Genomic DNA, 12,746 nt, shown 5'->3' on the forward strand with positions numbered 1-12,746 from the left:
GATGAATAAAAAATTGAGCTTTCAGGAAAAGCTGCTGAAAATCACAAAGAACCAAAAGAAAAAGACGAATAAACACGTACTGATTGCTTTACCGATTGTCATTGCTTGTACATTTCTATTTACGTTTATCGGGAAAGCACAAGTGCCAACTGTACAAAAGAATCCAGAAAACATCCTGACCGCTTCGTTTGTCGGTGACATTATGTTTGGAAGAAACGTAGAGAAAGTAACAGACCGTTATGGAAAACAGCATCTCTTTCGTTACGCCAAGCCATATTTTGATGTGTCAGATTATGTGACTGGTAACTTTGAGCATCCAGTCGCATCAGATAAAGAACAAGCGGCACAAAAGAATATTCATTTGAAAACAGACGAAGATTCTGTCAAAGCATTGAAGGATTTGAATTTCTCTGTATTAAACTTTGCGAATAACCATGCGGCAGACTATGGTGAAAAAGGGCTGAACAACACGATTGATGCCTTTGAACATGCTGGCATGGATTATACAGGCGCAGGCCGTAACCTTCAGGATGCGAAGCAGAACATTTCGTACAAAGAAGTAAATGGTGTCAAAATCGCTACACTTGGTTTTACTGATGTGTATGGGAAAGATTTTAAAGCAACGAATCGCCAGGCGGGTATCTTGCCAGCCGATCCATCTATCTTTATTCCGATGATCTCGCAGGCTGCTGAAAAGGCAGATATCGTCGTTGTTCATGCTCACTGGGGACAGGAGTACAACAATGAGGTAAACGATAGACAAAGAGAATTGGCAAGAGCGATGTCAAAAGCTGGTGCTGATATCATTATCGGTGCTCATCCGCACGTTCTTGAGCCAATGGAAGTCTATAACGGCACGGCGATCTTCTATAGCTTAGGGAACTTTATTTTTGACCAAGGCTGGTCAAGAACACGTGATTCTGCACTTGTTCAGTATCATCTGAATGAAGATGGAAAAGCGACATTTGAAGTTGTCCCAATGTACATCAAGGAAGCAACACCTGCTTCGGTTAAAGCAGGATCTTTTGAATCAAAATCCATTATCCGTATGCTGACAAATGGTACGAATGCGGATTGGAAAGAAAAAGACGGACACATTTTCTTTGAAGTAGATCACGCTGATAAAGTTAAACAATTAAAAGAAAACGGAGGGAAAGAGAAGAAATGAAATTCCTAAAAGCAAGCTGGCCGTTTGTTGCGTTAATTTTAGTCTTTGTCTTTATGTCTGCTTTTAAATTTAGTGACAGCCTCACAGATCATGAAAAACAAAAGATCTCGGTTGAAATGCAGAAAATCGAACAGCAAAAGCAGTCAAAAACGGAAGCAAGTAAATAATTTTAAAGAGCATAGAGGGCGCGCATTGCGTGCTCTTTTTTGTCGAAAAAAGGTGTAAAATGAAAGGTGTCATGCCGAAACTATAGAAGAAAGGAGGGGAAAGATCATGAAATGGAAAGAAATATTGATTGGTGGGTGTGCGCTCGTAGGGCTGATGTTCATGTCTCAATCAGAAGTATCTGCTCAAACAGCGTCTCCTTTGGAGCAAGCGGAAAAGCTGATCGGAACACCTTATCATAAAGGAGGAACCGATCCAAAAACGGGCTTTGACGCATCTGGATTGATTCAATATGTGTACAAGACATCAGGAGCATTTGATTTGCCGCGGAAGGTGATCGACCAATATCAGATTGGAAAAAAGGTATCATGGGACAAAGCGCAGCCCGGTGACCTTGTATATTTCCGCAGCCTTGAAGAAACAAAGGATATCCCGACACATGTGGCGTTGTACGCTGGTAACGATCAGGTCATCCACATCACGCTCAGTCAAGGTGTGGTGAAAACAGATGTCAGCAAAAGCAAATACTGGACAGACCGATTTTATGCAGTCAAACGACTGCCCGGTACACCGGAAATCTCTGATGACCGTCTTGTGAAAGATGCGATGAAATATTTAGGTATTCCTTATGTATTTGGTGCAGCAGACCCTAAGGTTGGCTTTGATTGTTCAGGCTTTTTACAATATTTATTTGAAAAATCACTAGGGATTTATTTACCTCGAAGTGCTGAACAGCAGTGGATGGTTGGAGAAAAAGTGGCATTAGCGGATATACGTCCAGGGGATTTTGTCTTTTTTAGCAACACATATAAGCCAGGTATTTCTCATGTAGGGATGTATATTGGGGGCGATCGTTTTATTCATGCGAGCCGTTCGGAAAGTGTCACGATTTCTTATTTGTCTGAATCGTATTGGCGCGAGAAATGGACAGGTGCGAAACGATTAACGGATCTGAAATTATCAAAAGAAGATCCGGTTGTCTCAAAAGCGGCAACGTATATTGGGGAAGTCCCTTATGTCAAAGGCGGGACGAATCCAGAAGAGGGATTTGACACAGCAGGGTTCACACAATACGTGTATCGAGAAGTGCTTGGTATTGATCTGCCTCGCTATGCGTCAGGTCAAGTCAAGACAGGTACGCCTGTGAAACGTTCGGAGCTGAAGCCGGGAGATCTCGTTTTCTTTAGTGGAACGTCATTGATGCCGGCGATTTATGCAGGGTCAAATCAAGTCATTCATGTGACCGTCTCAAATGGTGTCGTGCTTACGAATATGAAAACAAGTACGTACTGGAAGGATAAGTATGAGACGGCTGTTAGAATCAAAAAATAAAGAAAAAGCCCGATCCACGCTCGTATCGGACTTCTAGACTTCTCTCTAGGCGCTGATCAGACTAGCGTCTTTTTTTCGTGGAATTGATTTTGTATAAGCAGATCAATAAAGTAAGCAACACCGTCTTCATGATTGCCTTTTGTGATGTAGGTGCTCTTTTCTTTAATAACATCTACGGCATTCCCCATTGCAATGCGGTGGCCTGCTTCCTCAAACATGGATAGATCGTTGGGGCTGTCGCCAATCGCATAAATATGTGAGCGGTCTACGCCATAATGAGCTGCGAGCTTTTTGAGAGCATGTCCTTTCCCAGACTCTTTTGGCAGTACCTCAATGATATGTTTTCCAGAAGAGGTCAATGAAAGCTCAGGCATTTCCGCGAGAAGATCTCGTGCTTCCTGTAGTTTGTTCATATCAAATGAGAAGCAGAGTAATTTATAGGTCGCTTCATTCGACTCAAAAATCTGGCGAATATCATCTACTGGTTTGATGCCAAATTGTTTGAATTGAGTCATCGCTCCTTCCCATAAATCAGCTACATCTTCATTTGGGTTCGCACTTTTGATGACATCAAATTCTGCTTTCAGCTTCTCTTTTCCATCAAAAGGAGAGAGGAGCGCATCGTCCGTATAGACCTCAAAGTAAATGTTTCGTTCTACTAATGCCTTAGCCGCTCGTTTTCCTGCTTCTTGGTCAAGTGTGATACGGCTGAAAAGTTCGTATCCTTCGGTATGAACGGTTCCGCCGTTTGCTGCAATAATGGGGATGTCCAAATCGCCAAGCAGTTCCTTTACATCAAAAGTCGCCCGCCCTGTACAGATGGTGACAATATATCCCGCTTCCTTCGCACGAATCAATGCCTCCCGGTTTTGAGCAGATATTTCACTTTTTGTATTTAAAAGTGTACCGTCTAAATCAATCGCAATCATTTTTTTCATCGCTGTCAAATCCTCCTTCACGCATGCAATAGCCTTTTTAAAGTATGTACGATTTCCTTCATTCTCATGAGCAATGGGATGCTTGTTCCTCTCTATCAAGGCTAAACAAAAATGATCGAATGATCAAGGGAATAAGCCAAAGGGTTAAAATCTACATCATCGTCTACAAGTAGAAAAGCGCCCCCTTAGGGACGCTTTCAGCGTGTAGACAAACCCTTGCATTCTTTGTCAGTCCTGCGCGCTGGTGCTCATGAATGTCAAATTCGCTCCGCGCCAGTGCTCGTCCTTCCTAGAATTCAAGGTTTTCAATTACGCTGAAAAGAAGACAAAGAGCTAAAATAAAAACCATTTTAGCCCTTTGTCAACAAACAGAAAGCGCCCCCTTAGGGACGCTTTCTGTTTATGATAATTCAAGCTGTTTCTTCAATTCAGTCTTCACTTCGTTTAGCTGGTTTTGATCCAATTGGTAATAATAAACCCCGTTTGGCTGGTAATCAGAGCCTTTTAGCTGAATGGTATCAACCGATTTCAATGACGTCAGAAGCGGGAACAGCCCGACTAGCTCTTTCATTGAAAGATTGGTTGAGACATTCTCACCAAGTGTATCAATGATATTGTCATATGACGGAATAGATGTTAACGATTTTGATTTATCAAAAATGGCTTTTAATACTTCCATTTGACGCTGTCCGCGCATTAAATCACTATCTGCCTTTCTTGTTCTCACATATGCGAGAGCTTGATCACCGTCTAGTGTATGAGTTCCTGTTTGAAGCTGTACCTTGCCCTTTGTATCTTTTAGAACCTGTTTGACCACATATTCATCCTTGACGTTAATAGAGACTCCGTTTAGTTCATTGACGATCTCTTTAAATGCTTTGAAATTACTTTGGATCACAAAATCAACCGGAATATCTAGTAAATCTTCGACTGTACTTAAGGTTAAATCTGCACCGCCAAATGCGTGTGCATGTGTAATTTTGTCATAGCCATGCCCTGGAATATTCACATATGAGTCCCTTGGAATGCTTAATAATTTTACGGTTTTATTTGTACGATTGACTGTTGCTAAGACCATTGCGTCGCTTCGTGCCTGTTTCACTGTTTCGCCCGGTCTGCTGTCAATGCCAAGCAGCAAGACAGAAAAGCTGTCTTTCCCGGGATCGAATGCTTCAATCCGTTTCACAGATTGTGCACCGCGATCCAGAGATACTTGCGCTTTTTTGGCAGCGCTTGTCACTTTATAGTAGGCATAGCCTGTGACAGAAGCGGTTGTCAGTAAAAGAATACCGACTATAAATAGAGTGACTTTCACCCATGGCTTTAAACGCTTTTTTCCTTTGCGTTTGCTTCTTGATTGATCCATATATTTTAAACCCTCGCTATGATTTTTATAGTAAAGATGTCCTTCTTTTTGCTTACAAACTAAAACAAATATACCTTAAAACGGGATATAGTGCGACATTTTTTTCACTAACGCTTAATTGACGTTTTCTTATCTTAAAAAGTTTCAATGATACGCAAATGAAATATATTTGTCATAAAACATCGAAATGTTTGAAATGACAGGAAGTGAGGAAAATGATTTTCCATAGAGAAACATCCAGTACATACAGAACAAAAGAGGGGTTATGAACATGAAAAATCGGAATGGATGGCTTTATTTCTTCGGCGCACTTGGCGGCGCCTTATATGGCTATGATACAGGTGTCATTTCTGGCGCCATCTTATTTATGAAAGAGGATTTAGGGTTAAACGCGTTTACAGAGGGACTTGTTGTCAGCTCGATTTTAATTGGGGCGATGCTCGGTTCCTCTCTTTCTGGAAAGCTGACAGACCAATTCGGGCGGAAAAAAGCCATCATCGCCGCAGCGATTTTGTTTATTATCGGCGGATTTGGTACAGCCCTTGCTCCGAATACGGAAGTGATGGTCTTATTCCGAATTGTACTAGGGCTTGCTGTCGGTTGCTCGACAACGATTGTTCCCTTATATTTATCTGAACTTGCTCCAAAGGAATCTCGAGGTGCACTGTCCTCATTAAACCAGCTCATGATCACATTTGGTATTCTTCTCGCCTATATTGTGAACTACGCTTTAGCGGATGCAGAGGCATGGCGCCTGATGCTTGGAATTGCGGTCGTGCCTTCTGTGCTTTTATTATGTGGGATTTTGTTTATGCCGGAAAGTCCCCGCTGGCTGTTTGTCCATGGACAGGCAGACCGTGCGAAAGAGATATTATCTAAACTCAGAAAGAGTAAGCAAGAAGTTGAAGAAGAAATTTCAGATATTCAACAGGCAGAAAGTGAAGAAAAAGGCGGTTTTAAGGAATTATTTGAGCCATGGGTACGCCCAGCATTAATTGCTGGTGTCGGTCTTGCCTTTTTACAGCAGTTTATCGGAACCAATACAATTATTTACTATGCACCAAAAACATTCACAAGCGTTGGCTTTGGTAATTCAGCGGCAATTTTAGGAACCGTCGGAATTGGGGCAGTGAATGTCGTCATGACGTTTGTGGCGATTAAAATCATTGACCGTGTAGGGCGTAAAGCGCTGCTCTTATTTGGAAATGCTGGCATGGTCCTAAGTTTAATTGTCCTGTCAGTGGTCAATCGATTTTTCGAGGGGTCAACAGCTGCAGGATGGACAACCATTATATGTTTAGGACTCTTCATCGTCATCTTTGCTGTCAGCTGGGGTCCAGTCGTTTGGGTGATGCTTCCGGAGCTGTTCCCGGTACATGTAAGAGGAATCGGTACAGGCGTCTCTACTTTCCTCCTTCATACAGGGAATTTAATCATCTCGCTTACATTCCCAGCTCTATTAAGCGCGATGGGTATCAGTAATCTTTTTCTCATTTACGCGGTCATCGGCGTAGGCGCCTTCTTGTTTGTGAAATATATGGTGACTGAAACGAAAGGGAAAAGTCTTGAAGAAATTGAAGAAGATTTAAAAAAGAGGAACCGTGCCGTCACAGGTGAGGAAGGAAAAACGGTGTGAACAACGACCAGCTGCCCGCATGCAGCTGGTTTTTCTTTGTTAAACAAACGTTTAATCAAGAAAGGACAATCTCTCATCTTCTGAACGTGCTGCATATGACATACATATGGAACAGGCGAGCGAAAGGTGGAAATAAGATGAAAGGGAAAACGAGCATTGTCATGCTGACGTACAATGAACTGCATTTAACGAAAAAATGTATCGACAGCATCAAGCACCATACCCGAAGTGACCAATATGAACTCATCATCGTTGATAATGCGTCAACCGACGGTACGAAGAAATATGTGAGAGAACTGAAAGATGTGATTTTCATTGAAAACACAGAGAATCAAGGCTTTGCAAAGGGATGTAATCAAGGAGCGAAAAAAGCGACAGGAGATAGCATTCTCTTTTTAAATAACGACACGATCGTAACGGAAAACTGGCTTTCTCCATTAAAAGAGGCGTTATTTGCATCAGAACGTATTGGGATGGTAGGACCTGTCTCCAATTATGTGAGCGGTCCTCAAATGGTCGAGCCATCGTATACAGATGTGAAGGAGCTCCCAGCCTTTGCGAAAAATTATACGGCTGCGAGAAAAGGTCAGAGAACATATGTACATCGGCTTGTGGGGTTTTGTCTGCTGGTGAAAAGAGAGCTCATTGAAGAGGTGGGGTTATTTGATGAGCGGTTCGTGTATGGATCTTTTGAGGATGACGATCTTTGTTTGAGATCCTTGCTAAAGGGATATCAGCTGCAAATCGTCCACGATTCATTTGTGCATCATCACGGTCATGCAACCTTTCGAGCGAATCAAGAAACGAACATCTCTACACTGTTTGCTGAGAACAGGCTTCGGTTTTTAGATAAATGGGGCATTGATCTCAATCTGATGACCCCTCATCCGTACTTTGCGGCTTTGCTGCCTGAAGACGCTGTATGTGTGCTTGATGTGGGATGCGGTGCAGGGGCCACAGGGCTTGAACTAATGAATCGGCAGTCTGTTGACATGTACGGGGTAGAGACCGATCCATTAAAAGCAGCAATCGCAAAGGCATATTACGAAGAAGTCATCGAGGCAAAAGCGGATGAGTACCCGTGGTTAGAGAAAAAAGCTTTTTTTGATGCGATTATTTTTTCTGATGTTTTAGAGCATGTGTCAGATCCTTGGCATATCATTGAACAAGCGCACGCATCTTTAAAACCGGGCGGTGTGGTCATTTGCTGCCTGCCAAACATGATGCATGCGGAGGTGCTTCTCCCGTTAATGACAGGAGATTTTACGTATCAAGATGCAGGGATTTTAGACCGAGGCCACCTGAGGTTCTTCACACTAAACACGATGCGTGCACTTTTCCCAGACTATTTGTTTGAACGGGTGATCGAGCAGCGGATCAATGTTCAGATTGATCAAAACGTCCAATTGTTTTTTGACGAGGTGGCGAGAGTAGGAGCGTCACTTGGCTTTCAAACAAAAGCGTTGTCTGATCAAGTGACTCTATATCAGCTTTTAATTGTCGTGCGTAAAAAAGGCGGCTCCCCTTCGGGATAACCGCCTTTTGCATTACCATTTGAAGCTTTTTGTTGCGCCTTCTGCCCCAAAGTTTAAAATGCTGACTTTGACATCATATTCGATATCCGCTTCTTGAAAGAGCGTATCCCATTCGTTTCGATGCTTTTCCCAATAGTCAGGGTATTTAATACGGAAATGCTTGCTTAAAAAGATAGGATCAACGCCTACTTCATTTTGCATATGACTCACTGCTTTTTGAATGTGTCCTTTAATTTTCTTAGAGAAAATCTGCTCAAATCGTTTGATGTACTGCTCATCGTATGAATTTTCAGGAGGGTATTGATCCTCTGATAATTTTCCATTTGTTTGTATGCAAATTTTAAAGGAAATTTTCCCATTGTTCAGATAGGGTTCAACCTTGGTTTTTGATTTCTTAATTTCATACGTGATCGGAAAGTCTTTGTAGGTGGCAGGTACAACACCGCCTGATATCCGATCCATCACCCAGTTTAAAGATTGGACATCCTTCGAAGGGATGAAGCCAATCAGTTTTCGTGTTTTTCCATCTATAATTCCTGCCCCATCATAAATAAGTTCACCGTTTATCGCATCTACACTTTGTACAAGGAAGCTAATGCCCATCTGAAAGTAATCGGACGCCCGGCCAATACGTGTTGGCAGCAAAATTTTCCCATTAAAGCTTCGGTTTTTAGATGTTTCAAAGATATGCTCAACCGGAACCTTTTGCTGTGATTTCAATTTTTGGTTGATCACTTTTGACGCATCATCTCGTGACACGAGAAGATAGCTGCTTCGCCGAACCTCATCATCTCGTATAAAGTGATTGAGCGTTCCTTGAATATCGTGATGCTCTGCCTGGTTTTTGCCGAACAAGAAAATTTTCAAATGATCACTATAGATCGGCGGGTCCTTTAAGGCAACAGTACTGACAGCCTCCAGCACATTTTTCCCTTTTGAGACGACATTCACATAACCTGGAGAATCCGCTTCTTGTGTCCCGCTCATTTTCGGCACAAGATTTTGATAGGTGAGCTTGATTCCTTGCTCCTCTTCCTCGTCAATGCCAACGCCGCGTACAAATGATAATTTTTCAATATCCTTTAAGTCCCAGCAACCTGCTGATAGAAGGAAAAGACAGCAGGACAAAAAGAATAACAACAAACGCCTTCCTCTCATGCAGAACGACCTCCCCATTTTTTACGTATCATCAGCAGAACAGCTGTAATAAAAGGAATGGCTAAAACCGCGAACAATGCGTAGCCGAGTAAAGTAGAGAAGTAAAAGACTTCATTGATATTTCTCGGAAATAAAGAGAGGGCAGAAGTAATCAAAAACAGCAGCCAAAGTAGTCTCGTTACATTGGTCGTCTTAAAGACTGTGTGGCACCCTTTAATGGCAAATTGGAAAAAGCCAAGCATACAAATGAACTGCTGGCAAGTCCAGATCGTCAGTAAAAAAATATCAAATCGTTCAATGAAGACCCCTTCAAGTTCTAGTGCTTGAATGAGTGAGACAGTGGGCCAGGTGAGGGATTTCGTTTCTCCAACGGTCATGGAACCAATCACAATAAAGAGCGTGAGAGAGTAGATAAGTGAGGTAATTCCGACCCCGATCGCAGCGGCCCATTTCGCCTTCGACCATTTGTCTTTATAAATGAGTGGTACAACAAACAAAATGACCTCAAAGCCTGTAAATTGAATAAATGTTTGAGAGAACAAATTACTGAAATCTTTAAACCCGTTCGCCATCACCGGGCGTAAGTAATCAAAATCGAATATTTTCAAACTAAACAGCATGAGCCCAATATAAATGATCATCGTCATCGGATATATGTATGTCACCATTTTCACTATTGGAAAGATACCACTTTTCAAATGATAGATCGCCACAAGAAGAAAAATCATCACAATCACTGCCATAGGAGTCGATTCCAGCAGGAAAAATTGGACCACTTCCCCGAGGACACGCGCTTCAAAGCCGACAATGCCTAGTAAATAAGCAATCAGCATTAAATTAAAGATCGTGCCAAAGAATGCACCGGCTCCTTTTTTATTTGACTCAAAAATGGTGTCCGGCGCATTTTTTTCAGCAATCCATCCTAACAAAAAAGCAACGAAAGCAAAGATGACTCCCTGTATTAATACAATGATCCAGCCATCAGGGAACCCTGAATTGGCAGAACTGCGTGGAATGGTTAAAATTCCAGCGCCTATCATTGTAGAGCTGCACAGAATGGTGACTTGTAACAATGATAGCTTCTCAGCTCTGTACATCGTTTAATCTCCTTGTCTTTTGAGATTTTTTATTTTTGCTGTTTTCGGTCTCGATTTAAATAGCCCAATTGGTAAACGTACGTACGTATCCTTTAAATCTGAAAACGGTGAAGATAAAACAGGTGTGAAATAGTCAAAACCAAAGGTCTTTAATTGCATCAGGTGACAAAGCACAAATAAATAACACATGATCAAGCCGTATAACCCAAGCATCGCTGAACTGAAAATGGCCATAAAGCGCAAGATGCGTAGCGGGAAACTAAAGTCATACGAAGGGGCAGTGAAATCGGCCAATGCGGTCAGCGACACGATAATCACCATTAACGCACTGACGATATTGGCTTGGACAGCCGCCTGACCAATGATGACGCCGCCAATGAGCCCAATCGTCTGCCCGATGGCTCTAGGAAGCCGAAGTCCAGCTTCTCGCAGCAGCTCAATCGTAAAAGACATAAGAATCGCCTCGACAACAGGAGGAAACGGAACATTCTGCCGGCTGCCTGCGATGGTGAGTGCCATTCGTGTTGGTAATAAACCGGGGTGATATGAGACAAGAGCGATGTAGAGCCCTGGTAAAAAAATCGTTAACAGTACGGCAAAATAACGGAGTAGGCGCAAAAGAGTCGCACTTGTCCATCTTTGGTAATAATCCTCCGGTGATTGCATCAAGGCTGTAAGTGTCATAGGCATGATGAGGGCAAAAGGTGTGCCGTCGAGCAAAATGGAGACTTTGCCTTCAAGCACGGATGCGATCACCCTGTCTGGACGTTCTGTATTTTGAATCTGCGGAAAAATGGAGATATGGCTGTCCTCAATCAGCTGTTCAATATAGCCGGTTTCAGGGATGTCATCCATTTTGATTTCGGTCATGCGTGATAAAATATCTTCTACTAATTTGGGATCAACAATATCACGAACGTACACAAGGGCAGCAGACTTTTTATTGCGAGTACCTACATTTATCTTTTGAATGACAAGGTTAGGGTCGTTTGCCCGCTCACGGATTAAAGCTGTGTTTTTTTCAAGATTTTCAATAAAACCGATCCGCGGCCCTCTTACAAGGACTTCCGATTGCGGCTCTTCTACTTCTCTAAATTGAAAAAGGTTCGTTTGGAGCGCAAGTGCTTGTGTTGCCCCATTTACAAATAAAATAGCCCTGCCGTTATATAACTGCTCGATGGCAAGGTTCATATCTTCCAGCACGTCATTTTGAATGCCAAAGAACGTTTTAGACAGGGACGGAAGCGTAGTAGAATCAACCTCGGTGATGTCCAGTTCCTTTTGCATGGGTGAAATGATTTGCTTGGAAAGCATCTCAAATTCTGTGAGTCCTTCAACGTACATGAGACATGCAGAGATAGCAGAAGGGCCAAATGAAAATGAGTGGAACACGATATCATCACTTTTCCCGGCAAAGCTTTTGACACGCTTGATGACGGACGCTATATCTTGTTCAATACGACTTTTCATAATACCTCACCCTCATGTCATGTTTTTTATAGAGTGACTCGATAGGAGGAGAATTATGCAAATAGAAAAAAGAGAATCCCTGCAAATAGGAATTCTCTCGTGTGTTTATCTGGCAAGCCAGCCGCCATCAACAGCTAAAATATGACCGTTCATATAATCAGAGGCTGGTGAGCTAAGGAAAACAGCAGCGCCGGCTAGATCCTCAGGCTTACCCCAGCGCCCGGCGGGGATTCGTTTGAGTATCTCTTCATTTCGATTTCCATCGTCTCGAATGGCTTGCGTGTTATTGGTCGCAATGTAACCAGGAGCGATCGCATTCACTTGTATATGCTGGTTCGCCCATTCGTTTGCAAAGGCCTTCGTCAGCCCTGCGACTGCGTGTTTACTTGCTGTATAAGCGGGGACAAAGACGCCGCCTTGAAACGAAAGAAGGGAGGCGATATTGACAATTTTCCCTTGCCTGTTTTTCAGCATCTGCTGTCCAACCCTTTGGGTGAGGAAAAAGAGACTATTGATATTCACATCCATGACCGTATGCCAATCTTCCTCTGAATAATGAGCGGCCTGCTCTCTTTTAATGGTGCCAGCATTATTGATTAAAATATCGATCGTATGCTTTTGTAACATGGCATCGACAGCCTGCTTTGCCATTTGAGGGTCGGAAAAGTCAACCTGAACCGCATGAAATGAGCGGCCCGCCTGTTCGACTAGCGCTTTCGTTTCCTCAAGCGGTGTGTGGTGGTATGTGCCGATAATATCTGCGCCTGATCTGGCAAGCGCCACAGCAATGCCTTGCCCAATGCCGGTTCCAGGACCTGTCACAAGGGCTGTTTTGCCTTCAAGAGAAAAGAGGGACGCTACATAGGATGCTGACGTCATCA

Annotated in this window: 11 protein-coding genes; 5 read left to right on the forward strand and 6 right to left on the reverse strand. The window is 42.9% G+C overall.

The genetic code is table 11. The annotated features are described in order from the left end of the window. Window position 1: 1 nt before the first annotated feature. From C6Y03_RS05910 to C6Y03_RS05915, 3 genes are all read left to right on the forward strand, one after another. Complete coding sequence (locus C6Y03_RS05910) at window positions 2-1,168, forward strand: CapA family protein (RefSeq protein WP_106038994.1); 1,167 nt, start codon at window positions 2-4, stop codon at window positions 1,166-1,168. Next, window positions 1,165-1,335, forward strand: coding sequence for an extrachromosomal elements maintenance protein EdmS (edmS, locus tag C6Y03_RS19140; protein ID WP_003213661.1), 171 nt, complete (start codon window positions 1,165-1,167; stop codon window positions 1,333-1,335). Before C6Y03_RS05910 ends, edmS begins: the two co-directional genes overlap by 4 nt. 106 nt (window positions 1,336-1,441) lie before the next feature. Then, window positions 1,442-2,665 carry a C40 family peptidase gene (locus C6Y03_RS05915; protein WP_106038995.1) on the forward strand — a complete coding sequence of 408 codons (1,224 nt, stop codon included), beginning with the start codon at window positions 1,442-1,444 and terminating at the stop codon, window positions 2,663-2,665. A gap of 56 nt (window positions 2,666-2,721) precedes the next feature. Here C6Y03_RS05915 and C6Y03_RS05920 read toward each other — a convergent pair whose 3' ends face one another. Together C6Y03_RS05920 and C6Y03_RS05925 are read right to left on the reverse strand one after the other, a co-directional pair. Then, window positions 2,722-3,603, reverse strand: coding sequence for a Cof-type HAD-IIB family hydrolase (locus C6Y03_RS05920; protein ID WP_106038996.1), 882 nt, complete (start codon window positions 3,601-3,603; stop codon window positions 2,722-2,724). Between the two features lie 400 nt (window positions 3,604-4,003). Continuing rightward, window positions 4,004-4,969, reverse strand: a complete 966-nt coding sequence (locus tag C6Y03_RS05925) for an LCP family protein (protein ID WP_034660205.1) — start codon at window positions 4,967-4,969, stop codon at window positions 4,004-4,006. 271 nt (window positions 4,970-5,240) lie between these two features. On the opposite strand from C6Y03_RS05925, the gene C6Y03_RS05930 reads away from it, so the two are divergent. Further along, a complete protein-coding gene (locus C6Y03_RS05930) occupies window positions 5,241-6,605 on the forward strand; it encodes a sugar porter family MFS transporter (protein ID WP_095285705.1) in 1,365 nt (454 codons plus the stop codon). A 137-nt stretch (window positions 6,606-6,742) separates the two neighbouring features. Continuing rightward, window positions 6,743-8,140, forward strand: coding sequence for a bifunctional glycosyltransferase family 2 protein/class I SAM-dependent methyltransferase (locus C6Y03_RS05935; RefSeq protein WP_106038997.1), 1,398 nt, complete (start codon window positions 6,743-6,745; stop codon window positions 8,138-8,140). A gap of 12 nt (window positions 8,141-8,152) precedes the next feature. Here C6Y03_RS05935 and C6Y03_RS05940 read toward each other — a convergent pair whose 3' ends face one another. From C6Y03_RS05940 to kduD, 4 genes are all read right to left on the reverse strand, one after another. Beyond that, window positions 8,153-9,298: a Ger(x)C family spore germination protein gene (locus C6Y03_RS05940; protein ID WP_106038998.1), complete on the reverse strand. Its 1,146-nt coding sequence runs from the start codon at window positions 9,296-9,298 to the stop codon at window positions 8,153-8,155. Then, a complete protein-coding gene (locus tag C6Y03_RS05945; RefSeq protein WP_106038999.1) occupies window positions 9,295-10,395 on the reverse strand; it encodes a GerAB/ArcD/ProY family transporter in 1,101 nt (366 codons plus the stop codon). The genes C6Y03_RS05940 and C6Y03_RS05945 overlap by 4 nt, the downstream gene beginning before the upstream one ends. A gap of 3 nt (window positions 10,396-10,398) precedes the next feature. Further along, window positions 10,399-11,865, reverse strand: a complete 1,467-nt coding sequence (locus tag C6Y03_RS05950; protein WP_034660198.1) for a spore germination protein — start codon at window positions 11,863-11,865, stop codon at window positions 10,399-10,401. A 105-nt stretch (window positions 11,866-11,970) separates the two neighbouring features. Further along, window positions 11,971-12,744, reverse strand: coding sequence for a 2-dehydro-3-deoxy-D-gluconate 5-dehydrogenase KduD (kduD, locus tag C6Y03_RS05955; protein WP_106039000.1), 774 nt, complete (start codon window positions 12,742-12,744; stop codon window positions 11,971-11,973). Window positions 12,745-12,746 lie beyond the last annotated feature (2 nt).

The organism is Bacillus sp. LNXM65 (assembly GCF_002998575.1).
Classification (GTDB): Bacteria; Bacillota; Bacilli; order Bacillales; family Bacillaceae; genus Bacillus.

Bases quoted from the DNA above. Each gene is read 5' to 3' on its own strand.
- C6Y03_RS05940 (WP_106038998.1), bottom strand. From the start codon at position 9,298: ATGAGAGGAAGGCGTTTGTTGTTATTCTTTTTGTCCTGCTGTCTTTTC.
- kduD (WP_106039000.1), bottom strand. From the start codon at position 12,744: ATGACGTCAGCATCCTATGTAGCGTCCCTCTTTTCTCTTGAAGGCAAA.
- C6Y03_RS05910 (WP_106038994.1), top strand. From the start codon at position 2: ATGAATAAAAAATTGAGCTTTCAGGAAAAGCTGCTGAAAATCACAAAG.
- C6Y03_RS05930 (WP_095285705.1), top strand. From the start codon at position 5,241: ATGAAAAATCGGAATGGATGGCTTTATTTCTTCGGCGCACTTGGCGGC.
- edmS (WP_003213661.1), top strand. From the start codon at position 1,165: ATGAAATTCCTAAAAGCAAGCTGGCCGTTTGTTGCGTTAATTTTAGTC.
- C6Y03_RS05915 (WP_106038995.1), top strand. From the start codon at position 1,442: ATGAAATGGAAAGAAATATTGATTGGTGGGTGTGCGCTCGTAGGGCTG.
- C6Y03_RS05920 (WP_106038996.1), bottom strand. From the start codon at position 3,603: ATGAAAAAAATGATTGCGATTGATTTAGACGGTACACTTTTAAATACA.
- C6Y03_RS05935 (WP_106038997.1), top strand. From the start codon at position 6,743: ATGAAAGGGAAAACGAGCATTGTCATGCTGACGTACAATGAACTGCAT.
- C6Y03_RS05945 (WP_106038999.1), bottom strand. From the start codon at position 10,395: ATGTACAGAGCTGAGAAGCTATCATTGTTACAAGTCACCATTCTGTGC.
- C6Y03_RS05925 (WP_034660205.1), bottom strand. From the start codon at position 4,969: ATGGATCAATCAAGAAGCAAACGCAAAGGAAAAAAGCGTTTAAAGCCA.
- C6Y03_RS05950 (WP_034660198.1), bottom strand. From the start codon at position 11,865: ATGAAAAGTCGTATTGAACAAGATATAGCGTCCGTCATCAAGCGTGTC.